This window comes from Enterobacter cloacae complex sp. GF14B, assembly GCF_004136805.1.
Lineage (GTDB): Bacteria > Pseudomonadota > Gammaproteobacteria > Enterobacterales > Enterobacteriaceae > Enterobacter > Enterobacter hormaechei_C.
Genome location: NZ_QFRV01000006.1, coordinates 15,412 through 38,486 on the forward strand (window position 1 = coordinate 15,412; position 23,075 = coordinate 38,486).

Consider the following 23,075-nt stretch of genomic DNA (forward strand, 5'->3'; position numbering starts at 1 on the left):
CCTGTAGTGTGTACGTCTGGCCCCTCACGGTGAGGGAGGGGCGCAATCACAGCGTATTACTTACCGCCCAGTCCTTTTTTCGCCAGCTCCTCTTTGAAGTTATCGCGGGTGATCAGCACCACATCGGTCACTTCAGTGAATTTCGGCGGTTCAGCCCCTTTGGTCACCCAGTTGTAGAGCATTTCGCTGGATTTATAGCCGTGGACATCCGGGCTTGGCAGCAGTGAGCCATAGAAGCCGGTCGCCTGCGCTTTAGACAGTTCGCTCACGGCGTCAACGCCGTTAATGCCGATCCCGATCACGTCCGGTGCTTTAAAGCCCTGGCCTTCCGTTGCACGCACGCCGCCCAGTACGGTGTTGTCGTTCATCCCCACCACCAGCCAGTGCTTCACTTCCGGATGCTGGACGAGCATGGAGTTTGCCGCATCAAAGGCGCCCGGAATATCGTTGGATTTGGTCGGGACTTTGTAGATCTGTTTTTCCGGGAAGCCAGCCGCTTTCAGGGCGTCCATGGACCCGGTGGTACGACGACGGGCGGTGTCCAGCTCGTCAGCGGTAATGGCCATCACGGCGGTCTCTTTGACATCCCAGCCGCGTTTTTGCATCTCTTTATAGAGCTCCTGGCCCTGACGCTCACCGATTTTAGTGGCCGCCATCATTACCAGCGGAACGGTATCCATCGGTTTACCTTTGGCGTTCACGAACTGATCGTCCACCGCAATCACTTTCATGTCGTAACCGCGCGCTTTCGCGGCAATCGCTGACCCCAGTTTTGGATCCGGCGTACAGATAACGAAACCTTTCGCACCGCTGGCCGCCAGGCTATCAATGGCGTTCAGCGTTTTCTCACCGTCAGGTACGGCGATTTTAATTACCTCAAATCCCAAATCTTTTCCGGCTTTATCAGCAAATTTCCATTCGGTCTGGAACCACGGTTCTTCAGGCTGTTTAACCAGAAAACCGAGCTTTAAATTTTCAGCGATAGCGGATTGTGACATAACGGCAGCCAGGCCGATGGCCGCCAGCGCTTTAGTAAATTTGTGCATGGTAAACTCCAGCTTAAGCATTCTTATCTGTAGGGAATAATGGCGAACAACTTATTTAATCGGACTTAAAACAAGGCATTAGCGCTTACCTTGTTATAAGCGTTATTGCTGGAGATAGTTTTAGCGGGAAATTAATCATCCATAAGAGAGCGACATCACACCGCAGAATTACAGTAATTGCGTACATAAATTCAGCGGAAAATGACATAAAAAAGGACGTAATTGTCCTACAAATGGAAAGGAGTTAAGCAGGATTATCCATAAGGTCAGCTAAGAAATCCCTGTAACCCGGACGCCTTAGCGTCCGGCAGAAAATTTACCAGCGGTAATAGATGTGTTCAGCATGATCGCGCACGGGGGTGTCGTCACCCAACAAACGAGCAGAGAGCGTCAGCGCAAAGTCAAAAGCGTGCCCCAGCCCCTTGCCGCTGATGAGGTTATTATCCTCCACGACCGGCGCATCTACATATACTCCATCATCAACGCTCTGCCACAGATCGCCGGAACAGACGTAGCGGCGCCCCTTCAGTAGCCCGTTACCGCCCAGCACCCGCGCGGCCGCAGAGCAGATCGGGCAGATAAGTTTGCCGTGCTCGTCATGCGCGGAAACAAAGCGGATCACCTCCTGGTTAGCAGCAAGATTGACGCTCCCCTGCGGCCCACCGGGCAACACGACCGCGTCATACAGCCTATTAATGCGCTCCGTTAACGTACTGTCAGCCACCATGGGGATATTATGGTAACTCACTACCGCACGGGACTCCGCGCAGGCCAGCGTCTCCACCTCAATCTGTAAACGCCGCAGAATATCAATAGTGATAATTGCTTCTGCTTCTTCAAAACCAGGTGCCAGCAGCACCGCAACGTTAGCCATCATAAACCTCAACGAATGAAACAATGTAAAACATTGTTTCATTTTCTCGCGTTATCAGAACACAATCTTGCGCCGCGATCACAGAACCGTATATTGAGTGAAAAATGATTTAGCTCAAATTTGATACGACAGGATATATTTGCAAATATTATTTATGATTTATCACTTTTACAGAATTTCCCGCCAAAGAACGTTTCCTGAAACGATAAAAATGAGCAAAATTAATTTTACACCCTTTTAAATCAACATGTTATATAATTATCAATCTTGTAACCTTCTTTCTATTCTGGGCTATATTTAAATTTGTAATCTATGGTAAACACAGCCTAATTAAGAGTTTTCTTAAGTCGAAGAGAAGCGTATGCTTATTTAAATCGAACACAGGAAGTGAATTTTCGAGTTTTTACCTTGCAGAAATCTATTTCTGCCATTCAATCGTCAATACCTGCCGGGTCAGGTTAAGTAGCGGACATCAAGTCCCACAGTCAATAAGGATATGAGAATGACTACCCAAACGATGATGCAAAAACTGAATGCCCAGATGAACCTGGAGTTTTATGCTTCAAATCTGCATCTGCATTTGAGCGCGTGGTGTTCCAGAAAAAGCCTCAACGGCACTGCCACCTTCTTTCGTACTCAGGCGCAAAGTAACGTCACGCACATGATGCGTGTCTTTAACTTTTTGAAAGCTGTCGGGGCAAACCCTACCGTCAAAGAGCTTGAAACGATTGAAGATAATTACACTTCTCTGGAAGAACTGTTCCAGAAAACGCTCGAAGAGTATGAGCAACGCTGTGCGAAGCTGAGCAAACTGGCTGATGAAGCCAAAGCGCAACAGGACATCATTACCCTCACGTTTTTACGCGATATGGACAGAGAGCAGCAGCAGGATGGCATGCTGCTGAAGACGCTCGCAGATGAAATCCGCAACGCGAAACGTGCGGGGATTTGTCTGGAGCAGACGGACCGCCATCTTCTCGACATAGCTACCGTGCAACACCACTAAGTCCCTTCACCCGCTCCCGTCAGGGCTGAGAGTTCCCCACAAAATAATGCCTGCACAGACGGCCCCCTCTCCCTTGAGGGAGAGGGCTGGGGTGAGGGGGAACATACGGCTCTGGTGGTCATTCCGTTCACTTTATGTTCCTTGCTACTCTGTCACGGCATAACCGGTGAACGTGCCAGGGTGGCTCAGTCGCCACCACCCTGGCGACCCGGGCTTCCGGCGGAAAATCGCCGCTTCGCGGTACCTTCGGCTTATTCCTTCCGGCTTATCGGGGACGGGCGGAGGTAACATCCCTGTAAAGCCCGCCCTCTCGGCGCATCCCTGCGCCTCGCCCCGGCCTACAGGAAACGCCTCAGCGATTTACAGCCGGACCGAGACATCGCTGAAAGCCTTCAGTTATTCTGAAGGCAACGTTATCGCTTTTGCTTTCAAATTACTGGGGATCCCTCAGCCCGTCAGGGAGTGGGTACCAACTCCCTGCTTTTGCTGACATTTAACAAATCAGATCTTGCTCCCAATGAATAACCATACATCGTGTAATGATTTGTTTAATTACATTCATTAACGAGGGAGCATCATGATCACCATTGAGTTTATTGTCATTATCCTCTGCCTGCTGATAGGCACCCGCTTCGGCGGGATGGGCCTGGGGCTGATAAGCGGCATCGGCCTGTTTGTTTTGAGTTTTGTCTTTGGTCTGCAACCCGGTAAACCGCCGGTTGACGTGATGCTCACGATCCTCGCCGTCATCGGCTGTGCGGCCACGCTACAGACCGCCGGTGGCCTGAATGTAATGATGCAGTTTGCAGAGCGCCTGCTGCGTAAACATCCCCAGCACATCACCCTTCTCGCACCGTTTACCACCTGGATGTTGACCTTCCTGTGCGGGACCGGGCACGTCGTCTACACCATGTTTCCCATTATCGCGGATATCGCCCTGAAAAAAGGCATTCGCCCGGAACGGCCGATGGCGGTGGCCTCGGTGGCCTCTCAGATGGCGATCACCGCCTCCCCCGTTTCCGTGGCCGTCGTTTCGCTGGTCTCGATTCTGGGTGCGCAGCACGGCATCGGTCACGCGTGGGGGATCCTCGAAATCCTCGCCGTTTCCGTACCGGCCTCACTGTCTGGCGTCGCCATTGCGGCACTGTGGAGCCTGCGCCGGGGGAAAAACCTCGCAGACGATACTGAATTTCAGGAAAAGCTGAAAGATCCGAAACAGCGGGAGTTTATCTATGGAGGAACGGAGACGTTGATGGATCAGCGTTTCCCGAAACAGGCCTACTGGTCCACGTGGATCTTCTTCGCCGGGATTGCCGTTGTGGTCCTGCTGGGTGCGCTGCCCGAGCTGCGTCCGGCGTTTGAGATCAAAGGGAAAATGACAGCACTGTCGATGAACCTTGTCATTCAAATGATGATGCTGATCGCCGGGGCCATCATGCTGATGACCTGCAAGGTAAATGCGTCGGCCATTTCAAACGGGGCGGTATTTAAGGCGGGGATGGTCGCGATTTTCTCGGTGTTTGGTGTGGCGTGGATGAGCGATACCTTTTTTCAGGCGCATCTCGACGAGCTGAAAATGGCGCTGGAGGGGGTGGTGAAGAGTCATCCCTGGACGTATGCCATCGTGCTGTTCCTGGTATCAAAACTGGTCAACAGCCAGGCTGCGGCCTTGACCGCGGTCGCCCCGATGGGGTTGATGCTGGGCATCGATCCGAAAATGCTGGTGGCCTTCTTCCCGGCATCCTACGGCTACTTTGTGCTGCCGACCTATCCGAGCGATCTGGCCTGTATCGGATTCGATCGCTCCGGTACCACCCGCATCGGTAAATTCATCATCAACCACAGCTTTATTCTGCCGGGGCTGATTGGCGTCAGCTGTGCCTGCGTGGTGAGCTATCTGCTGGTGCAGACGTTCTTCTGATCCTTCTGCGGGCGACAGGCTTTGTCGCCCTTCGACGTAAAAGCAGAAAAGGGTTTCTAATTTTAAAACATCGGTTTATTTTAGTGTGACTCACCCTGCGGTGTGAAGCGGAGTTCAATCAGCGCAATCGCTTTCTGGATCGCGCGGAGCGTAACCGGGTCCGCCGCAGCAGGATGGTTGGTGAAATCGATGTTTTTCAGTTGGGTCGACATCTTTTCGCGTACCTCAACCGGCGCGATAACGTCAATCACATCAAGGATTTGTTTGATAACCAGCTGGCAGGCGACGACGTCAGATACCAGTTCCTGATCGGCGCTCAGGTTTTGTGACATGGGGTTCTCCTTATTCAAAGGCCGCCATAGTAGCAAAACAGACGCCCTTCCATCTCCCTCTCGTCGTCCGCAGACATAAAAAAACCTGCCGAAGCAGGTTTTTTTATCAGAACATCGCACCCGGTGGGACGTCTTTAAACGTTGTGCAGTAGTTTGCCCACATGCTTTTCAGGATTTTGCGCAGTTTCATTATGTTGCTCCAGTAACGTGTTATGCAGGTGTTATTGTCAATACGCTTATAATATGACCACCATCACAAAAATCAACCATTTTGTGACCTGCATCACGGTTATTAAACCCTCAGTGCTGCTGGTTTGTTAAAAAAAGCCATGATAAATCTGCACGTTACAGTCTTATAAATTCCAGTAAATGTTTATAAAATTTTTTGAGCGGGCAGGAAGAGAATGAGTGAAAACGTATCCGGCAAAGAGAGCCGTGGATTATCGCCTGCGGCGCTGCTGGTGGCCGGTGCTTTCTTTATGGAGTTTCTGGACGGGACGGTGATTGCCACCGCGCTGCCGGACATGGCAAAAAGCTTCGGTGTACAGGCCGTGGATCTGAATATCGGCATCAGCGCCTACCTGATCACCCTGGCCGTGCTGATCCCCGCCAGCGGCTGGATCGCCGACCGCTTCGGCGCGCGAAAAGTGTTTGCCCTCGCGCTGGCAATCTTCACGCTGGCCTCGGTATTTTGCGGCCTGTCCACCACGCTCGATCAGTTCGTCGCGATGCGCGTCCTTCAGGGCATGGGTGGCGCGCTGATGGTGCCCGTGGGTCGCCTGGCCGTGCTACGCACCACGCCAAAACATCAGCTCATCACGGCAATCGCCACCCTGACGTGGCCTGCGCTGGTCGCGCCGATCATCGGCCCGCCGCTGGGTGGGTTCATTACCAGCTATGCCGACTGGCGCTGGATCTTCTTTATTAACGTGCCGCTGGGGATAATCGCCATTTTGCTGGCACTGCGCATCATTCCAGACCTGCATGAAGATACGCGCCGACCGTTTGATTTACCGGGTTTTGTTGTCACCACCCTTGCCATGGTGAGCCTGGTTTATGCGATGGAGTTGATGGGCGCAGAGCCACTGCGGACAGGATTAACCGCCACGCTGTTTATCGTCGGTATCGTCGCGTTAAGTCTGGCACTGCGTCACTTTAAGCGGGCAACCTGGCCGATGATCAGACTCGATGCGATGCAGGTGCCGACGTTTCGCGTCACCCTGTACGGCGGATCGCTGTTTCGCGCCTCCATCAGCGCGGTTCCGTTCCTGTTACCGCTGATGTTCCAGGTCGGCTTTGGCATGGACGCGTTCCATTCGGGCCTGCTGGTGCTGGCGGTTTTCGTTGGCAATCTCACCATTAAACCGGCGACGACGCCGCTTATCCGCAGCCTGGGGTTTAAGCGGCTGTTGCTGATTAACGGTGCGTTGAATGTCCTGGCGTTGCTGGCCTGCGCGTTTCTGACGCCGCAGACGCCCGCGTGGCTCGTCATGCTGATCCTCTATCTGGGCGGCGTTTTCCGTTCGATTCAGTTTACAGCCATCAGTACGCTGGCTTTTGCGGATGTGCCATCGGTGCAGATGAGCTATGCCAATACTCTGTTTTCAACCGCAACGCAGCTTGCCGTGGGGCTTGGGATCACGCTCGGGGCGATTGGTATTCGTATCGGGGAAAAAGTCAGTGAGGCGATGGGGATTGCCGGCATGCCGGGAATGAGCTTCCGGCTGGCATTTGTGGCGATCGCACTAATCTGCCTGGTGGGAATGGTTGACACGCTGCGTCTGACCAAAGATGCAGGCAGCGCGGTCTCATCGAAAAAGTAACGCTATCTGCCGGGCAGGCAACGCACCGCCCGGCAAAACGGAATCAGCCAACAATACCGCGCACGAAGGCTTCGATCTCTTTGTCCTGGCAGTTCTCGAAGAAGCACTGCTGGAAGCGCTGGCCTGAGACGGCGGTTTTAACCAGCTCAGGATCGATTGCTCGCAGGGTATCCAGATAGTTTTCTTTCACCACCGCCGCTTTCACCTGGTTCAGGATCCCGGCGTTACGCACCTGCGGCTCTTTACGCTCTGGTGGATAACCTTCGCCATTGCGTCCGGTAAACGCTTTCTCAAAGATAAAGCGTACGTTCAGTTCTGCCCCCCAGCCGAAGCCCTTCGCAAAAGGCAGAGAAAGCGCGTTACCGTTGTTGATTTGCGCAAACAGGAAGGCATCCGCAGGATCGATGCAGTAACCGCAAATCACACCCGGATGGATGTTCAGGGACATCAACGCGCCCTGCCCGGTACCGCAGCCGGTGACAACAAAATCGACAGCTTTAGCGTTAAGCAGAATGCTCGCCATGATGCCCAGGTGAATATAGGTGAGATGATGATCGTTCTCATCACTCATACCGACGTTATAGACCGGGAAACCTTTCTCATCAGCAACGGCTTTCAGCTCATTAAGGATGATGGGATTTTTAGCGGCCTGGCTGTTTTCCATCATCAGTGCAATTTTCATCTTGTCTCTCCTGAATGCATGGCGGGCGATCCCGCTGTGGATACTTTTTCCACTTAACCTTACTATCAAACAAACACACTTTCAAATTAAGTGAAAACTTGTTTTAAAAAACAAAGATGCGCTCACAATTTCGCGCGGTGGCCCGGCTCGTTGCACAGTGAGAGGGCAGATCCTCCGGCTATTCCGGCCATTGCGTCACATCGCGTTGGTTACAATGGCGTATTTCCCGTCACGCAGAGTGAACCATGAAACGTATAATCATAGCCGGAACGATCCTGTTGCTCGCTGGGTGCAGTATCAACCGTCAGGCAGAAATCAGCAGTACGGATGCCCCAAACGGAATTGTGCGCCTCGACTATGGCCAGGCCATGCTGCAAAACGCCTGGTCTGATGAGTATGTTAATAACGGTACGGCAACCAAAGCCTGTCAACATATGGGGTACGCCACTGCGTCAGCCTACGGGCAGCCAATTAAAACCTGCACCCTGATCAGCGGTTCACTCTGTCTGAACGAAAGTGTGACCATTCAGTATAAATGTCAGGGATATGCTGTTACCTCTTCCAGCCAGAATCCGTGGTATTAACCGCTACTGCCAGTCATGCTGGCAGTTTATTTAATAAGAACTAAAACAATTCTCATTAATAAATATAAATATCGGCAATGCGTTTTATTCCCATTCGTATTTTTAATAAAGAAATATTTATTTTACTTTTTGCAAATAATTAAATAACAAATTATAGTGTCGCTCATCGTGAACCAGAATTAATAAACCGGAGCTGCACCATGTTAAAAACTGAAATGATCGACAAGCTCAATGCGCAAATGAATCTTGAGCTTTTTTCTTCCCTGCTTTATCAGCAGATGAGCGCCTGGTGCAGCTATCACAGCTTTGAAGGAGCGGCCGCCTTCCTGCGTCGTCATGCCCAGGAAGAGATGACGCACATGCAGCGTCTGTTTGATTACCTGACGGACACCGGCAGCCTGCCGCGTATTGATAACGTGGCATCCCCTTTTGCCGAATACGGCTCTCTTGATGAACTGTTCCGCGCCACCTATGAGCACGAACAGCTGATCACCCAGAAAATTAATGAACTGGCTCATGCCGCCATGACCAGCCAGGATTATCCAACCTTTAATTTCCTTCAGTGGTATGTGGCTGAACAGCACGAAGAAGAGAAGCTGTTTAAATCCGTGCTGGATAAATTATCTCTGGCAGGTAAATCCGGGGAAGGTCTGTACTTCATTGATAAAGAGCTGTCGACGCTCGACACGCAGAATTAACAGAAAAGCGGTGCTGAGTTTTCAGCACCGTTTTATTTAATGACGGCAAATTTTACTTTCGTGAGTGGAAAATCCGTCTGCTGCCGGAATGAATTTTCCGCGCGCCGCCAGAAACGCCACCAGCTCCGCGGCCGTCATCTCCGAAGCTGAACAGGTATGGAAACGCGCCGCTTCGCCAAAGCGGGCATGTATCGCCTCAACCAGACTCTCCTCCGTATACCGCTCACCTGACTCAATCATCATATTCAGCACGTCGTGTCCGTGAATTGACATGGTTACCTCTCGTAAATAAAAAGCAGACTAAACGCTCCCTCCACGGCACGCTTTGCGCTGGCTCAGGTTACCCTTTTCTTTTTGTAAATTAATTTTTACACCCTATGTAACGGTGATTTGACGAGACGGGGCTTTTCCCTTACTCTGCGCCGCAGAATGAGTCGCGGTATGGAAGCGTTGTAGAGGAAAGCGTGAAGAACAGAACTCTGGGAAGTATTTTTATCGTCGCCGGAACGACAATTGGCGCAGGAATGTTGGCCATGCCGTTGGCTGCCGCTGGCGTCGGGTTTGGGATTACCGTAGTGCTGCTGGGCGGTCTGTGGGCCCTGATGTGTTACACCGCGCTATTATTGCTGGAGGTTTATCAGCATGTCCCTGCCGATACTGGCTTAGGCTCCCTGGCTGCACGCTATCTTGGACGCTACGGGCAGTGGATCACCGGTTTCAGCATGATGTTCCTGATGTACGCCCTGACTGCCGCTTACATCAGCGGCGCCGGGGAGCTGATTGCGTCAAGTATCAATGACGGCTTCGGTGCGTCGCTTTCACCGGAAACAGGCGCCATTGTCTTTACGCTGATCGGTGGCGGCGTGGTTTGCGCGGGCACATCGCTGGTCGATCTGTTTAACCGTTTTTTGTTCAGCGCCAAAATTCTTTTCCTTGTTGTGATGCTGGTGCTGCTGGCACCGCATGTTCACAAGATTAACCTGCTCTCCCTCCCGCTGGAGAAAGGTCTGGCGCTTTCGGCCATCCCGGTTATTTTCACCTCCTTCGGTTTTCACGGCAGCGTACCGAGCATCGTGAGCTATATGAACGGTGATATTCGCAAGCTACGCCGCGTCTTTGTTATCGGCAGCGCCATTCCGTTGATTGCTTACCTGTTCTGGCAGCTGGTAACGCTGGGCAGTATTGATTCCAATACTTTTATCGGCCTGATGGCAGAGCATTCTGGTCTGAATGGATTCCTGGTTGCCCTGCGTAACGTGGTGGCCTCTTCACACGTGGAGCTGGCGGTACATCTGTTTGCAGACCTGGCGCTGGCAACCTCCTTCCTCGGCGTGGCGCTTGGCCTGTTTGACTATATGGCGGATCTGTTCCAGCGGCGCAATACCGTTGCGGGACGCTTACAGACGGGGGCGATGACCTTCCTGCCGCCGCTGGCCTTCTCGCTCTTTTACCCGCGCGGGTTTGTGATGGCGCTGGGGTATGCCGGCGTGGCGTTATCGGTACTGGCCCTGCTGCTGCCTTCCCTGCTGGCGTGGAAGAGCCGCCAGCAACATCCGCAGCAGGGGTATCGCGTGGCGGGCGGTACGCCAATGCTGTGCGTGGTGTTTGGGTGCGGCGTGGCGATTATTCTGGTGCAGATTTTGATTGCAGCGGGGATGCTGCCGGAAGTGGGATAACTTATTTATACAGGTCCTGAGGTACTGTTCCGTTCACCTTAAGATCAACAGAATATAATTTTTTCACAGCATGTGAACGGGATAAGGGGGCCGCCGCGGCCCCCTTATCAATCCCCGCGGCCCCGCGGAAAATTGGTGCTTCGCACTGCGCTCACCTCCCGACCATCTGCCTGCGGTCGGCTCAACTCGACATCCTGTCTCGATTCGCCTCTGGCCGCCATCCATGGCGTCCAGCCCTTGTCATCTGGTCTCCGGTTCGCCGATTTTAGCGGGGACTCAACACTCGTGCCCCATTCAGGCCACAGTAATTAATGATTTAATGCAGGCAGCAGCTTTTAAACTTCTTCCCACTCCCGCACGGGCACGGGTCATTACGCCCCACCTTCGCCCCGTTCACGATCGGCTTTTTCGCTTCCGTCTGCTGCGGGTTAGCCACCCAGTAGTCATACAAACGCAGCGCCGCAGGCTGAATGCTCTCGATGCTGGCCATATACTCCTCTTCGGTCAGCGCATCCAGCTTCTCGCTGTTCTCTTCCGTCCCGTGCAGGGCAATCACCGCCAGGTCCGCTTCCAGCGCTTCCGGCAGGGATGACCAGTCCGTCAGCGCCACGCCGCGCATGTAGCCATAGCACCACTCTTCCACCACGGTATAGCTCTGACCGTCAACGTCGTTATAGCCAAACAGCGGTTCAAACTGATCCGGGTATTCGCTCAAACGCTCGGCAATATCGTTCATGTGCTTAAAGCAGAGATCGATAAAACGGTTCATCTCACGATCGTTTTTCCAGCGAGGAATATATTTCTCACCACCCCAGACCGCCACCAGCCAGGTGTCGGGCTCCACCACAACGGGACCGGAAAGTACTGCGGTAAGCATGCCGTCCAGTTCGGACACGTCAATCACGGATGCATCGTCGTGACCGTAAGAGATTAATGTCTCTTCCAGCCACGCCATCTCGCTTTCATTTAATGGGCCTTCAGCCATTGCTGATACTCCTGATAAAAAAAACGATCCTGACATATATCGCCGCGCGTGCCTATCTGAAGTTTAGGTCTTTATTGCTGCAAAAACGTGCAAATCGTGACCGTTGCACAACTTATGGGCTTTGTTGTTAAGGAGATGTGATCTCCGCTGTAAATTCATCTCATCCCGCAAAGGCGCATAAAACGGCGCTCTATACTCAACGTGTTGTGACCCGGTCAAGGGATTAACCATTCTGGCAACCTTTTTGCTTAATGTTCTGCGCGCTTCGCGGTGCGTGGGATCCTCGCCGTATTAAGCATGAGATTGCTTCTAAAGTGCATTTTGTTCTCGCTCTTGTTTTTGGATTTACGATGCCATCAGGCGTTCGGGTTTATACCTGGTGCAAAAACCTCTTTGCTAAGGAACATAATAATGTCGCTGAAATTTACCAAAACTCCCCTCTCCCTGGTGCTGGCCGGTTGTCTGGTGACGGCCTTTTCCGCGCAGGCCGATATCGTCATCGGCGTGGCCGGGCCGTTCACAGGCCCGAACGCAACCTACGGCGATCAATACTGGCATGGCGCTACGCAGGCGGCGGAAGACATTAACGCCGCCGGCGGGATCAACGGTGAGAAAATCAAACTGGTTCAGGGCGACGACGCCTGCGAGCCCAAACAGGCCGTCGCCGTTGCCAACCGCTTAGTCGATCAGGATAAGGTGAAAGCGGTCGTCGGCCACTTCTGCTCTTCGTCGACCATGCCCGCCTCCGAGGTCTATAGCGATGCCGGGATCCTCTCCATCACTCCCGGCTCAACGAACCCACTGATTACCGAACGTGGCATGAGCGACATATTTCGCATGTGCGGACGTGACGACCAGCAGGGCCAGGTCGCCAGCGATTTTATTCTTGATAAGCTGAAAGCCAAACGGGTGGTCATCATCCACGATAAAGACACCTACGGTCAGGGGCTGGCGGATGCCACTAAAGCGGCGCTGGCGAAACGCGGCGTTAAGGAGGTGATGTACGAAGGGTTGTCCCGCGGGGAGAAAGACTTTAACGCGCTGGTGACCAAAATCGGCGCACAAAAACCGGACGTGGTGTTCTTCGGGGGCTGTCACCCGGAAGCGGGCCCGCTGGTTCGCCAGATGCGTGAACAGGGCGTGCAGGCGAAGTTCTTCTCGGGAGACTGTATCGTCAATGAAGAGATGGTCACCGCCGCCGGTGGGGCACAGTACACCAACGGTATTTACATGACCTTCGGTAAAGATCCGCGCCTGATCCCGGACGGAAAAGCCGTCATCGAGAAATTCCGCACCGGTAAATTTGAACCTGAAGGGTACACCCTCTACGCCTACGCGTCTGTGCAGGCTATCGCGGCGGCATTCAAGGCCACGAAAGGGACGGATTCCGCAAAAGCCAGCGAGTGGCTGAAGGCCAACCCTGTCGACACGGTGATGGGTAAAAAAGCCTGGGACAGCAAAGGTGACCTCAAAGTCTCTGACTACGTGGTCTACCAGTGGGATGACAAAGGCAAATATAAAGAAGTGCCATAACGGGACGGAATCTGCTCAGCGCCGGCAGGTCTGACTGTCGGCGTAACCCTTTATTCAGGTGCGCGACCATGAGTACATTCTTTCTGCAACAATTAATTAATGGCTTAACGCTGGGGTCGGTCTACGGTCTTATCGCCATCGGCTACACCATGGTGTACGGCATCATCGGTATGATCAATTTCGCCCACGGCGAAGTGTATATGATCTCCGCCTATCTCTCGGCCATTGGCCTGGCCCTGCTGGCGTTTTTTGGACTCCACTCCTTTCCGCTGCTGATCCTGGGGACGCTGGTATTCACCATCGTGGTCACTGGCGTTTATGGCTGGACGATTGAGCGCATCGCCTATAAGCCGCTACGCAACTCGACGCGTCTGGCGCCGCTGATTTCGGCCATCGGGATGTCGTTGATACTGCAAAACTACGTCCAGCTCAGCCAGGGCCCGCGCCAGCAGGGCGTGCCCACCATGCTTGATGGCGTGCTGCGTTTTCACCTTGGCGAAGGGTTTGTCCAGATAACCTATACCAAAGTCTTTATCCTCATCGCCTCGTTCGCGGGCATGCTGGTGCTGACCTGGATTATCAACCGTACCCGCTTAGGACGCATGTGCCGTGCGGTACAGCAGGATCGTAAGATGGCCTCCATCCTGGGTATCAACACCGACAGAATAATTTCGCTGGTGTTTGTTATCGGCGCAGCCATGGCCGGGCTGGCGGGCGTGCTGATCACCATGAATTACGGCACCTTTGATTTTTACGTCGGGTTTGTTATCGGCATCAAGGCCTTTACGGCGGCGGTGCTGGGCGGCATCGGCTCTTTGCCCGGTGCGATGCTTGGCGGGCTGATTCTGGGCGTCGCAGAAGCGCAATTCTCCGGGATGGTGAACTCGGATTATAAAGACGTGTTCTCGTTTGGATTGCTGGTCTTAATTCTGATCTTCCGTCCTCAGGGGCTGCTGGGCCGCCCTGTCGTGGCTAAAGTGTAAGGAACAACGCGATGACCTCTGACGGTTTTTCCCTGAAGCGCTGCATTCTGGACGCAATTTTTTCCGGAATGATCGCCCTGATTATTTTCGGCCCGATTGCGGGTGTGATACTGGATGGTTACAGCTTTACCTTTGACGGCCAGCGGCTGGCGTGGATTGTTGGCACGGTGATGGTGGGACGTTTTTTGCTGAGCGCCTTTTCAGCTACGGCGGCCGGAAGACGTTTACAGACGCGGTTTGAATCCGACAATGCGGGCGTGTATGTCCGGCCGCCGGCGTATAAAAGCCGCATGCGCTGGATCATTCCGCTGATTGTCACGCTGGCGATCTGCTTCCCGTTTGTAGCAACGAAATACGTTCTGACGGTTGCCATTCTCGGACTGATCTACGTCCTGCTCGGTCTTGGGCTGAACATTGTTGTTGGCCTGGCAGGGCTGCTGGATCTGGGTTATGTCGCCTTCTATGCCATCGGCGCTTACGGGCTGGCGCTCGGGTATCAGTATCTGGGGCTTGGGTTCTGGAGCATGCTGCCGCTGGCGGCGCTAATGGCCGCGGGCGCAGGCGCCCTGCTTGGCTTTCCGGTGTTGCGCATGCACGGGGATTATCTCGCCATCGTCACGCTCGGGTTTGGCGAGATCATCCGCCTGGTGCTGAACAACTGGCTTACCTTCACCGGAGGGCCTAACGGCGTTTCTGCCCCTGCCCCAACCTTTTTTGGCCTTGAGTTTGGCCGACGCGCCAAAGAAGGCGGCGTCCCCTTCCACGAGTTCTTCGGCCTGACCTATAACCCCAACATGAAGTTTATTTTCATCTATGCGGTACTTTTCCTGGTAGTCATGCTGGTGCTCTACATTAAACACCGTCTGACCCGAATGCCCATTGGACGGGCGTGGGAAGCGCTCCGTGAGGATGAGATTGCCTGCCGTTCCATGGGGCTGAATCACGTTCTGGTCAAACTCTCGGCCTTCACCCTGGGCGCATCGACGGCAGGTATCGCCGGGGTGTTTTTTGCCACCTACCAGGGGTTTGTTAACCCGACCTCTTTCACCTTTTTTGAATCGGCCCTGATCCTCGCCATTGTGGTCCTGGGCGGGATGGGCTCCACCGTCGGCGTCGTACTGGCCGCCTTTGTGCTGACCGTCACGCCGGAACTGCTGCGCAGCTTTGCGGAATACCGGGTGCTGCTGTTTGGCATGCTGATGGTGGTGATGATGATCTGGCGTCCTCGCGGTCTGATCCGCATCAACCGCAGCGGATTTACCGTGCGTAAAGGAGTGGCGCCATGAACGCAACGATTTTACGTGTAGAACATCTGATGATGCACTTCGGCGGGATCAAGGCCTTAAACGACGTCAATCTTGAGGTGCAGCGCGGCTCCATTACCGCACTGATTGGGCCTAACGGCGCAGGAAAAACGACCGTCTTTAACTGCCTGACCGGTTTCTACCGGGCCTCCGGCGGCAACATTCTGTTCAATGCACGAAATAAAACCACCAATGTCATTCAGGTGCTCGGCCAGAAATTCCAGCCGGGCGACTGGCTCAACCCGGCGCAGCTTGGTCAACGCCTGTTCTATAAAATGTTTGGCGGCACGCATCTGGTGAACCGCGCGGGTCTTGCGCGCACGTTTCAGAACATCCGCCTGTTCCGCGAGATGTCCGTTGTGGAAAACCTGCTGGTGGCACAGCACATGCGCGTCAACCGCAATCTGCTGGCGGGGGTGCTGAACACCCCTGCGTATCGTCGGGCAGAAAACGATGCGCTGGACCGGGCGTTTTACTGGCTGGAGGTGGTGGATCTGGTGGATTGCGCGAACCGTCTGGCCGGGGAAATGTCCTATGGTCAGCAACGACGCCTCGAAATCGCCCGCGCCATGTGTACCGGCCCGGAGATGATTTGTCTCGATGAACCTGCTGCCGGCCTGAACCCGGTGGAGACGCACAAGCTGAGTGAGATCATCCGGTTCCTGCGCGACCACCATGACATCACGGTTTTGCTGATCGAGCATGATATGGGGATGGTGATGGGCATTTCAGATGACATCATTGTGCTCGATCACGGCGATGTAATTGCCAGAGGTAAACCGGCTGAGATTCAGCACAATGAAAAAGTGATTGCCGCGTATCTGGGCACCGACGAAAGCGAGGTAAATCTGTGAGCGAACCGATGCTTCAGTTTCAGGATGTGGATGTTTTCTACGGGGTGATCCAGGCGTTGAAGCAGGTTTCGCTTGAGGTTAACGAAGGGGAAACCGTGGCCCTGATTGGCGCTAACGGCGCGGGGAAGTCAACATTACTGATGTCTGTCTTTGGTCAGCCCCGGATCCGCAACGGGCAGATCCTCTTCTGCGGCGAGGATATCAGCCACAAATCTACCCACTATGTTGCCACCGGCGGCATCGCGCAGGCACCTGAGGGACGACGCATTTTCCCGGATATGTCTGTAGAAGAGAACCTGCTGATGGGGACAATCCCCGTCGGCAATCAGCATGCAGCGGAAGATATGCAAAGCATGTTCGACCTCTTCCCTCGCCTCAAAGAGCGACGTAACCAGCGGGCGATGACGCTTTCAGGCGGTGAACAGCAAATGCTGGCTATCGCCCGCGCGCTGATGAGCCGTCCTAAACTTCTGCTGCTGGATGAACCCAGCCTCGGCCTCGCGCCAATCGTGGTTAAACAGATCTTCCAGACGCTGCGCGAACTGGCCCGTAACGGAATGACGATTTTTCTGGTCGAGCAGAATGCGCACCACGCGCTGAAGTTGTCCGACCGCGGCTATGTGATGGTTAACGGCCAGATTCGGTTAAGCGGCAGCGGCGAGGCGTTGCTGAAGGATCCGGAGGTGAGGAAGGCGTACCTGGGTGGAGTGTGAAACGAAAAGGCTATAGTGAGAAAAACTCACAGTGATTGCCATTATTAATCGTTTTTCTGATGCGACCGCATTCAAATATCATCTTCACGACCCGCCTTTGCGCGGGTCGATAAAACGTTCAGCCGCAAACTGAATAATAATGATAAGAGGATCCGGGGCAAATATGACACTTGATGCGTTATATCAGTTATTGAAAACTGTATTACCACCTGACACCGATTCAGCCGATGATTTACAGGATTTTATGGCCATGCTTATGGCGACGAAACATCACTCTGAGGCTCTGTCACCGTTTGCGCAGCGCGTATACATGCTATCCGTTGCCCATCGCGACCCTAAGCAAGCGGCTGCGCTGATTTCATCCTGTCAGCCCGGAGCAGGTAACCCTCTCCCGCTACTCAACTTCTCCGGCTGGCCGGACGTGCGTTACGCCACGTCGGGTGAATTACAGACGCCCGAGTCTGAGGACTATTTTCACAAGATTTCGTCTGCCGCCACGCTATTACGCGCGGCAATCATTGACGCTGAGCAACAGAAAAACACGCCAGCATTTTATATTCTGGATAAGGTACTCAGCCTGAACAGCGCTTTGCCAGAACGTTATAAAAAGATGGCAAACATATCTTATTCATGACGGTATTAATAAACCCGACTGTCATCGTATTCCAGATAATCGATATCCAGCGCCGGAACGACCGGGGTATGGTTTTGCAGCCAGGCCAGAAGATGCTGAATGCTCTCTCTTTTGAGTGAATTTTTTGGCCAGACGAGGTAGTAGCCATCCCCTGTCGCAATAGCTTCCCTGAACGGCAGGCCCAGCAGGCCGCTTTTCAGGGCATCAAGCGTGAGATGCAGGTCGGCGATAGCGATGCCGTGCCCGTTCATCGCGGCAATACTTCCCTGTTCAAGGGTATCGAAGACCATACCGCTGCTCATATCGAGCCCCGGGAACAATCCTGTTCTTCGCAGCCAGCGCCGCCAGTCACGTCTGTCGGGTGAAGGATGGATCAAATCACATTGCGGAAGCCGTTGCCGGGCCGGTTCGATAAGTGATGGAGTACAAACCGGGATAAGCCATTCATGAAAAAGCAGCTGACTTTCCGTTGTGTCACCAAAACGGCCATTACCAAGAAGGATGGCGCAGTCGTAGGGCTCAAGATTGAAATCAACGGTATCAATGTCCATCCAGACGCTGGCAATCTCAACCTGTGGTTTTGCATGGTTGTTGCGAAAAGATCGCAGCACGTCGAGAAGCCATCTCATGGTCAGGGTGCTGGGTGCTTTTAACCGCAGCAGGTGGTTTTCACTGCGAAATGCCCGGCAGGCCCATTCAATGCTCGTGAAGCTCTCGTTCAGCTGTCCGGCAAGCACTCGCCCGGCTTCAGTGACCTCCACGCGAGGACCTTGCCTTTTGAAAAGCTCGCAGTCGAACCACAGTTCAAGGGTACGAACATGTCTGCTGACCGCACCCGGCGTAATATTGAGCGTTTCAGCGGCTTTACTGAAGGAGTTCAACCGTGCAGCAACTTCAAACGCACGCAGTGCATACAATGGCGGTAAAGACATAACGTCCCTTAAATGAAAATTTCATTATGCTAAAACTTGTTCCGGGGCAACGCCAGCAAGTAAATTATGGAGAAAAACAATGATCCCCAATATACCGAGTCATATCGATAGGGGTCAAAATCGATATGCAAAAAGCTGCGGACAAACTCGTAGCCATTAGCAAAGATGTTTATCTGAACGGCTGCAACAGCGATTACAAACACCAGATATGCGATAAATAGCGGGTATTTATGCAGCCTGTTAACTTTTAGTTTCCCGAGATAAAGCAAGAAAAAAATTGCAACAGATACAACAAAATAGACGATGGCAGGCCAAACGGGTGGATGAAGCGAAAATTCTAATTCTTGTGACATAATCAGTTCTCTTTAGCTATCTGGTACATCTGCCATCCCGTAATGCTCCCAGTGGTCAAATCCAGCGCCATTGCGGTTTTAGATGCCTCTTGCCAACCGTACTTCATATCCTGTACGTTCGAGAGCTTGTCGCCGGAGAACAATGTTTTGATCATTTGTTGATACCCTTGCCCAGCCTATTTGCAAGCTCTTCCACTACTTCTAAGGAAAATCCAAATGAAGTTATCTGCGAAGCTGCCGCAGGGCAATCGATGAAACGGAGATATAAGAATTTACGCGATAAGGAAACGCCCTCAACGCATAATGATCGAAAAATTATGGTTGTGCATGGGTCAGGCACGAAAAATAAGATTTGTTGTCAGGAAGGGGGAATTGCAGGCACAAAAAAACCACCTTTCGGTGGTTTCACGACACTGCTTATTGCTTTGATTATTCTGCTTTTCCCATGGTAGCCGGAGTGGGACTTGAACCCACACAGCGCGAACGCCGAGGGATTTTAAATCCCTTGTGTCTACCGATTCCACCATCCGGCCAGGGAAGAAAGTGGAGGCGCGTTCCGGAGTCGAACCGGACTAGACGGATTTGCAATCCGCTACATAACCGCTTTGCTAACGCGCCTTAAATCTGTTGTCTTTCGACCTGCACCCGCAAACTGCCGATGCTTTAATCTGGAGCGGGAAACGAGACTCGAACTCGCGACCCCGACCTTGGCAAGGTCGTGCTCTACCAACTGAGCTATTCCCGCATGTCATCAAGTAACTATTTAACGACTTCCTAACCACTTGATTTCATTATCGTCCGGCTAACTGTGCCGCCGTTCGATGCGTTGCATTCTACTGATATGACGTTATGAGTCAACGTTATTTTTTGCATCTCAGGATCGTTTGCTGAAAATTAAGCCGAAACGATCACTGTTCAAGCAAATCACCGCGCGCAGCGTTCAAATATTGCAGCATTGACCACAATGTCAGCACCGCCGCAACCCACAGCAGACCAATGCCGGCCCACTCAACCCAGGCATTCGGACGCCACAGCATCCACACCAGCGCCGCCATCTGCGCAGTGGTTTTAACTTTACCGATCCAGGACACCGCCACGCTGCTGCGTTTACCCAGCTCCGCCATCCACTCGCGCAGGGCAGAGATAATAATCTCACGTCCAATCATGGTCGCGGCAGGCAGCGTCACCCACCAGGTATGATAATGTTCCGCCACCAGCACCATCGCGATTGCTACCATCACCTTATCCGCAACCGGATCGAGGAATGCGCCAAAGCGGGTGCTCTGGTTCCAGCGACGCGCCAGATAACCGTCAAACCAGTCCGTCACGGCAGCGATCAGGAAAATAAGCGCACAGGCAAAAGGCGCCCAGACGACCGGCAGGTAAAATGCCAGGACGAAGAATGGAATGAGCACAACGCGAAAGAGAGTGAGCAACGTAGGGATATTAAATCGCATGATGACGGTAACTGTCTGTTGTCAGTAAAATTTAGCTCTATGTTGCTACAGAGCCCTCAATGTTTCAACGAGTAGTAGATCTTTTCTGCCAGCCCTTGCGAAATACCCGGCACTTTTGCAATTTCTTCCATACTGGCGTTGAGTAATCCTTGCAATCCGCCCATATACTTCAACAGCATCTGGCGACGTTTTGGCCCGACGCCTTCAATCGTCTCAAGGGTACTGGTATTTTTCACTTTCGCCCGTTTTTTACGGTGCCCGCTGATGGCATGATCGTGCGACTCATCGCGAATATGCTGGATCACGTGCAGCGCAGGGGAATCCGGCGGCAGGCTAAAGCCCTCGCCTTCCGGCTCAAAGAACAGCGTTTCCAGGCCAGCCTTACGATCTGCCCCCTTCGCTACCCCTAGCAGCAGCGGATGGTTCTTGTCCCACTCTACGTCGAGCGATTCGAATACCGCCTTCGCCTGCCCCAACTGCCCTTTCCCGCCGTCGATAAGGATAACGTCCGGGATTTTGCTCTCTTCAATCGCTTTACCATAGCGACGGCGCAGCACCTGGTTCATGGCGGCATAATCGTCACCGGGCGTAATGCCGGTGATGTTATAGCGACGATACTCTGCCCGCAGGGGGCCATTCGCATCAAAGACCACACACGACGCCACGGTCTGCTCACCCATCGTATGGCTGATGTCGAAGCATTCCATGCGTTTCACTTCCGGCAGCTTGAGCAGCGTAGCAAGGGCGGTTAAACGCTGACTGACGGTCGACTGCTGGGACAGTTTGGTGGTCAGCGCCGTGGCGGCATTGGTTCGCGCCAGCTTCAGATAACGTGCGCGATCGCCCCGCGGTTTCGTCTGGACATTCACCCGGCGGCCTGCCAGCTCTGAAAGCGATTCCGCCAGCAGGGTTTTATCGTCGAGCGTGAAGTCTAGAAGGATCTCCGAGGGCAGCGTACGCATCTGGCTGCCCTGCAAATAAAACTGGCCGACGAAAGTCTCCACCACTTCACCCAGCTCGGTGCCGCCAGGCACTTTCGGGAAGTAGCTGCGGCTGCCGAGCACTTTACCCTGACGAATAAACAGCACGTGAACGCAGGCCAGACCGGCGTCAAAGGCTACGCCGATAACATCGAGGTCGTCGCCCGTATTAGAAACAAACTGCTTCTCGGTCACCCTGCGCACCGCCTGGATCTGGTCGCGGATGCGTGCGGCCTCTTCAAATTCCAGCGCCGCGCTGGCTTTTTCCATACGAGTAATCAGTTGCGTCAGCACCTGATCGTCTTTCCCGGCTAAAAACAGGCGGACATATTCCACCTGCTGCGCGTACTCTTCTTCGCTTACCAGCCCTTCAACGCACGGCCCCAGGCAGCGGCCAATCTGATATTGCAGGCACGGCCGGGAACGGTTGCGGTAGACGCTGTTTTCACACTGGCGAACGGGGAAGATTTTTTGCAACAGCGCCAGCGTTTCGCGTACGGCATAACCGTTCGGGAAAGGGCCAAAGTATTCACCCTTCGCATGCTTAGCGCCACGATGCATCGCCAGGCGAGGATGGGTATCACCGCTCAGGAAGATAAACGGGTAGGACTTATCATCGCGCAGCAGGACGTTGTAGCGCGGCTGATACAGCTTGATATAGTTGTGCTCAAGCAGCAGCGCTTCCGTTTCCGTATGCGTTACGGTGACATCAATGTTGTGTATAAGTGCGACCAGCGCTTCGGTTTTACGGGAGGCAAGGTTGCTGCGGAAATAGCTGGAAAGGCGTTTTTTCAGATCTTTTGCCTTACCGACATAGATAACCGTACCGCCAGCGTCGTACATTCGGTAGACGCCCGGCTGGCTGGTGACGGTTTTCAGAAATGCTTTTGAATCGAACGCTTCACTCACTGACTTATTAACGACTCCGCATTGCACAAACCATGGCGAATGGCCAGGTGAGTCAGTTCGACATCACCGTGAATGTTCAATTTACTGAACATCCGATAGCGATAGCTGTTGACCGTTTTCGGGCTGAGATTCAACTGCTCTGAGATCTCATTCACCTTCTGACCTTTAGTGATCATCAGCATAATCTGCAATTCGCGCTCAGACAAACTGGCAAACGGAGATTCCGTTTTTTCCGGTTCAATCTGACTCAGAGCCATCTGTTGAGCAATATCAGAAGCGATGTAACGCTGCCCGGCGTATACAGTGCGGATCGCATTGACAACTTCCTGCGGCGCGGCGCCTTTACTGAGATACCCGGCAGCACCCGCCTGCATAACCCTGGCAGGCAGCGGATTTTCGGTATGGACGGTCAGCATGATAACTTTGGTATCAACGAACATGCGCGCGATTTTGCGCGTGGCTTCAAGCCCGCCAATACCGGGCATGTTCATATCCATCAGCACCACGTCTGCGGAGTTAGCGCGACACCATTTGACGGCATCTTCGCCACAGCACGCCTCGCCGGCAACTTTAATACCCTTTATATCTTCAAGAATGCGTCGTATCCCTGCGCGCACCAGTTCGTGGTCATCAACAAGAAGGACGTTGATCAAAGGAAATGTCTCCAGAATAGGGATAACGCTACTGACTGCTAATTGGGTTTATATTAACGGTTTTCCATGCAAGATTAAAACGCTAAAAAATCGGCTATACGATTCTGGTCTCGTTTTTGGAAATTAGGCTGTACAGCAAGTGG

25 protein-coding genes and 3 tRNA genes are annotated in these 23,075 nt (G+C 53.2%); 12 read left to right on the top strand and 16 right to left on the bottom strand.

The window, feature by feature from the left end:
• Nucleotides 1-56: 56 nt before the first annotated feature.
• Nucleotides 57-1,046, bottom strand: a complete 990-nt coding sequence (araF, locus tag DD606_RS03300; protein ID WP_003859687.1) for an arabinose ABC transporter substrate-binding protein AraF — start codon at nt 1,044-1,046, stop codon at nt 57-59.
• 316 nt (nt 1,047-1,362) lie between these two features.
• Entirely contained in the window at nt 1,363-1,920 is a 558-nt protein-coding gene (locus DD606_RS03305; protein WP_045329949.1) for a DJ-1/PfpI family protein, read from the bottom strand.
• Nucleotides 1,921-2,422: 502 nt separating this feature from the next.
• Here DD606_RS03305 and DD606_RS03310 point away from each other — a divergent pair.
• On the top strand, nt 2,423-2,926 hold the full coding sequence (locus tag DD606_RS03310) for a non-heme ferritin-like protein (protein WP_003859685.1): 504 nt from the start codon (nt 2,423-2,425) through the stop codon (nt 2,924-2,926).
• Between the two features lie 577 nt (nt 2,927-3,503).
• Entirely contained in the window at nt 3,504-4,847 is a 1,344-nt protein-coding gene (locus tag DD606_RS03315; RefSeq protein ID WP_104469390.1) for an anaerobic C4-dicarboxylate transporter, read from the top strand.
• Between the two features lie 80 nt (nt 4,848-4,927).
• On the opposite strand, the gene DD606_RS03320 is transcribed toward DD606_RS03315, so the two are convergent.
• Both DD606_RS03320 and azuC read right to left on the bottom strand, forming a co-directional pair.
• Entirely contained in the window at nt 4,928-5,179 is a 252-nt protein-coding gene (locus DD606_RS03320) for a DUF2766 family protein (RefSeq protein WP_003859683.1), read from the bottom strand.
• A gap of 106 nt (nt 5,180-5,285) precedes the next feature.
• Nucleotides 5,286-5,369 carry a stress response protein AzuC gene (gene azuC, locus DD606_RS03325; protein ID WP_003859682.1) on the bottom strand — a complete coding sequence of 28 codons (84 nt, stop codon included), beginning with the start codon at nt 5,367-5,369 and terminating at the stop codon, nt 5,286-5,288.
• A 214-nt stretch (nt 5,370-5,583) separates the two neighbouring features.
• Here azuC and DD606_RS03330 point away from each other — a divergent pair, with 214 nt between their 5' ends.
• Complete coding sequence (locus DD606_RS03330; protein ID WP_032609552.1) at nt 5,584-7,002, top strand: MFS transporter; 1,419 nt, start codon at nt 5,584-5,586, stop codon at nt 7,000-7,002.
• A 43-nt stretch (nt 7,003-7,045) separates the two neighbouring features.
• On the opposite strand, the gene DD606_RS03335 is transcribed toward DD606_RS03330, so the two are convergent.
• On the bottom strand, nt 7,046-7,684 hold the full coding sequence (locus DD606_RS03335; RefSeq protein WP_003859680.1) for an RpiB/LacA/LacB family sugar-phosphate isomerase: 639 nt from the start codon (nt 7,682-7,684) through the stop codon (nt 7,046-7,048).
• Between the two features lie 245 nt (nt 7,685-7,929).
• Between DD606_RS03335 and yecR the strand changes: the two genes are divergently transcribed.
• Together yecR and ftnA are read left to right on the top strand one after the other, a co-directional pair.
• A complete protein-coding gene (yecR, locus tag DD606_RS03340) occupies nt 7,930-8,268 on the top strand; it encodes a YecR family lipoprotein (protein ID WP_003859678.1) in 339 nt (112 codons plus the stop codon).
• A 200-nt stretch (nt 8,269-8,468) separates the two neighbouring features.
• Nucleotides 8,469-8,966 (top strand): non-heme ferritin, encoded by a 498-nt coding sequence (gene ftnA, locus DD606_RS03345; RefSeq protein ID WP_003859676.1) that lies wholly within the window; start codon nt 8,469-8,471, stop codon nt 8,964-8,966.
• Between the two features lie 36 nt (nt 8,967-9,002).
• On the opposite strand, the gene DD606_RS03350 is transcribed toward ftnA, so the two are convergent.
• Nucleotides 9,003-9,239, bottom strand: coding sequence for a YecH family metal-binding protein (locus DD606_RS03350; protein WP_003859673.1), 237 nt, complete (start codon nt 9,237-9,239; stop codon nt 9,003-9,005).
• A 191-nt stretch (nt 9,240-9,430) separates the two neighbouring features.
• Here DD606_RS03350 and tyrP point away from each other — a divergent pair, with 191 nt between their 5' ends.
• Nucleotides 9,431-10,642 (top strand): tyrosine transporter TyrP, encoded by a 1,212-nt coding sequence (gene tyrP / locus DD606_RS03355; RefSeq protein WP_032645646.1) that lies wholly within the window; start codon nt 9,431-9,433, stop codon nt 10,640-10,642.
• Nucleotides 10,643-10,958: 316 nt separating this feature from the next.
• On the opposite strand, the gene DD606_RS03360 is transcribed toward tyrP, so the two are convergent.
• Nucleotides 10,959-11,627 carry a YecA family protein gene (locus DD606_RS03360; protein WP_129258167.1) on the bottom strand — a complete coding sequence of 223 codons (669 nt, stop codon included), beginning with the start codon at nt 11,625-11,627 and terminating at the stop codon, nt 10,959-10,961.
• A gap of 411 nt (nt 11,628-12,038) precedes the next feature.
• Here DD606_RS03360 and DD606_RS03365 point away from each other — a divergent pair, with 411 nt between their 5' ends.
• From DD606_RS03365 to DD606_RS03390, 6 genes are all read left to right on the top strand, one after another.
• Nucleotides 12,039-13,160, top strand: coding sequence for a branched-chain amino acid ABC transporter substrate-binding protein (locus DD606_RS03365; protein WP_003859669.1), 1,122 nt, complete (start codon nt 12,039-12,041; stop codon nt 13,158-13,160).
• A 68-nt stretch (nt 13,161-13,228) separates the two neighbouring features.
• Nucleotides 13,229-14,143 (top strand): branched-chain amino acid ABC transporter permease, encoded by a 915-nt coding sequence (locus DD606_RS03370; protein ID WP_003859667.1) that lies wholly within the window; start codon nt 13,229-13,231, stop codon nt 14,141-14,143.
• Nucleotides 14,144-14,154: 11 nt separating this feature from the next.
• Nucleotides 14,155-15,429, top strand: coding sequence for a high-affinity branched-chain amino acid ABC transporter permease LivM (livM, locus tag DD606_RS03375; RefSeq protein ID WP_063864385.1), 1,275 nt, complete (start codon nt 14,155-14,157; stop codon nt 15,427-15,429).
• Complete coding sequence (locus tag DD606_RS03380; RefSeq protein ID WP_003859662.1) at nt 15,426-16,301, top strand: ATP-binding cassette domain-containing protein; 876 nt, start codon at nt 15,426-15,428, stop codon at nt 16,299-16,301. Before livM ends, DD606_RS03380 begins: the two co-directional genes overlap by 4 nt.
• Nucleotides 16,298-17,014 carry an ABC transporter ATP-binding protein gene (locus DD606_RS03385; protein ID WP_003859661.1) on the top strand — a complete coding sequence of 239 codons (717 nt, stop codon included), beginning with the start codon at nt 16,298-16,300 and terminating at the stop codon, nt 17,012-17,014. The genes DD606_RS03380 and DD606_RS03385 overlap by 4 nt, the downstream gene beginning before the upstream one ends.
• Nucleotides 17,015-17,177: 163 nt before the next feature.
• On the top strand, nt 17,178-17,648 hold the full coding sequence (locus tag DD606_RS03390; RefSeq protein WP_129258170.1) for a hypothetical protein: 471 nt from the start codon (nt 17,178-17,180) through the stop codon (nt 17,646-17,648).
• Between the two features lie 5 nt (nt 17,649-17,653).
• Here the strand turns inward: DD606_RS03390 and DD606_RS03395 are convergent, their stop codons facing one another.
• The 9 genes from DD606_RS03395 to uvrY form a co-directional block, all read right to left on the bottom strand.
• Nucleotides 17,654-18,580 (bottom strand): LysR substrate-binding domain-containing protein, encoded by a 927-nt coding sequence (locus DD606_RS03395; protein WP_022651459.1) that lies wholly within the window; start codon nt 18,578-18,580, stop codon nt 17,654-17,656.
• A 29-nt stretch (nt 18,581-18,609) separates the two neighbouring features.
• A complete protein-coding gene (locus tag DD606_RS03400; protein WP_045337573.1) occupies nt 18,610-18,933 on the bottom strand; it encodes a hypothetical protein in 324 nt (107 codons plus the stop codon).
• A 2-nt stretch (nt 18,934-18,935) separates the two neighbouring features.
• A complete protein-coding gene (locus DD606_RS25870; protein WP_023314371.1) occupies nt 18,936-19,088 on the bottom strand; it encodes a hypothetical protein in 153 nt (50 codons plus the stop codon).
• Nucleotides 19,089-19,379: 291 nt separating this feature from the next.
• A tRNA-Leu gene (locus DD606_RS03405) sits at nt 19,380-19,466 on the bottom strand.
• Between the two features lie 11 nt (nt 19,467-19,477).
• Nucleotides 19,478-19,551: transfer RNA gene (locus DD606_RS03410), tRNA-Cys, on the bottom strand.
• A 51-nt stretch (nt 19,552-19,602) separates the two neighbouring features.
• A tRNA-Gly gene (locus DD606_RS03415) sits at nt 19,603-19,678 on the bottom strand.
• Nucleotides 19,679-19,841: 163 nt separating this feature from the next.
• Nucleotides 19,842-20,390, bottom strand: coding sequence for a CDP-diacylglycerol--glycerol-3-phosphate 3-phosphatidyltransferase (gene pgsA, locus DD606_RS03420; protein ID WP_003859652.1), 549 nt, complete (start codon nt 20,388-20,390; stop codon nt 19,842-19,844).
• Nucleotides 20,391-20,446: 56 nt separating this feature from the next.
• On the bottom strand, nt 20,447-22,279 hold the full coding sequence (gene uvrC, locus DD606_RS03425) for an excinuclease ABC subunit UvrC (RefSeq protein WP_003859650.1): 1,833 nt from the start codon (nt 22,277-22,279) through the stop codon (nt 20,447-20,449).
• Entirely contained in the window at nt 22,276-22,932 is a 657-nt protein-coding gene (gene uvrY / locus DD606_RS03430) for a UvrY/SirA/GacA family response regulator transcription factor (protein WP_003859647.1), read from the bottom strand. Before uvrY ends, uvrC begins: the two co-directional genes overlap by 4 nt.
• Between the last annotated feature and the right edge of the window lie 143 nt (nt 22,933-23,075).

Bases quoted from the DNA above. Each gene is read 5' to 3' on its own strand.
- araF (WP_003859687.1), bottom strand. From the start codon at position 1,046: ATGCACAAATTTACTAAAGCGCTGGCGGCCATCGGCCTGGCTGCCGTT.
- DD606_RS03305 (WP_045329949.1), bottom strand. From the start codon at position 1,920: ATGGCTAACGTTGCGGTGCTGCTGGCACCTGGTTTTGAAGAAGCAGAA.
- DD606_RS03310 (WP_003859685.1), top strand. From the start codon at position 2,423: ATGACTACCCAAACGATGATGCAAAAACTGAATGCCCAGATGAACCTG.
- DD606_RS03315 (WP_104469390.1), top strand. From the start codon at position 3,504: ATGATCACCATTGAGTTTATTGTCATTATCCTCTGCCTGCTGATAGGC.
- DD606_RS03320 (WP_003859683.1), bottom strand. From the start codon at position 5,179: ATGTCACAAAACCTGAGCGCCGATCAGGAACTGGTATCTGACGTCGTC.
- azuC (WP_003859682.1), bottom strand. From the start codon at position 5,369: ATGAAACTGCGCAAAATCCTGAAAAGCATGTGGGCAAACTACTGCACA.
- DD606_RS03330 (WP_032609552.1), top strand. From the start codon at position 5,584: ATGAGTGAAAACGTATCCGGCAAAGAGAGCCGTGGATTATCGCCTGCG.
- DD606_RS03335 (WP_003859680.1), bottom strand. From the start codon at position 7,684: ATGAAAATTGCACTGATGATGGAAAACAGCCAGGCCGCTAAAAATCCC.
- yecR (WP_003859678.1), top strand. From the start codon at position 7,930: ATGAAACGTATAATCATAGCCGGAACGATCCTGTTGCTCGCTGGGTGC.
- ftnA (WP_003859676.1), top strand. From the start codon at position 8,469: ATGTTAAAAACTGAAATGATCGACAAGCTCAATGCGCAAATGAATCTT.
- DD606_RS03350 (WP_003859673.1), bottom strand. From the start codon at position 9,239: ATGTCAATTCACGGACACGACGTGCTGAATATGATGATTGAGTCAGGT.
- DD606_RS03360 (WP_129258167.1), bottom strand. From the start codon at position 11,627: ATGGCTGAAGGCCCATTAAATGAAAGCGAGATGGCGTGGCTGGAAGAG.
- DD606_RS03365 (WP_003859669.1), top strand. From the start codon at position 12,039: ATGTCGCTGAAATTTACCAAAACTCCCCTCTCCCTGGTGCTGGCCGGT.
- DD606_RS03370 (WP_003859667.1), top strand. From the start codon at position 13,229: ATGAGTACATTCTTTCTGCAACAATTAATTAATGGCTTAACGCTGGGG.
- livM (WP_063864385.1), top strand. From the start codon at position 14,155: ATGACCTCTGACGGTTTTTCCCTGAAGCGCTGCATTCTGGACGCAATT.
- DD606_RS03380 (WP_003859662.1), top strand. From the start codon at position 15,426: ATGAACGCAACGATTTTACGTGTAGAACATCTGATGATGCACTTCGGC.
- DD606_RS03390 (WP_129258170.1), top strand. From the start codon at position 17,178: ATGACACTTGATGCGTTATATCAGTTATTGAAAACTGTATTACCACCT.
- DD606_RS03395 (WP_022651459.1), bottom strand. From the start codon at position 18,580: ATGTCTTTACCGCCATTGTATGCACTGCGTGCGTTTGAAGTTGCTGCA.
- DD606_RS03400 (WP_045337573.1), bottom strand. From the start codon at position 18,933: ATGTCACAAGAATTAGAATTTTCGCTTCATCCACCCGTTTGGCCTGCC.
- DD606_RS25870 (WP_023314371.1), bottom strand. From the start codon at position 19,088: ATGATCAAAACATTGTTCTCCGGCGACAAGCTCTCGAACGTACAGGAT.
- pgsA (WP_003859652.1), bottom strand. From the start codon at position 20,390: ATGCGATTTAATATCCCTACGTTGCTCACTCTCTTTCGCGTTGTGCTC.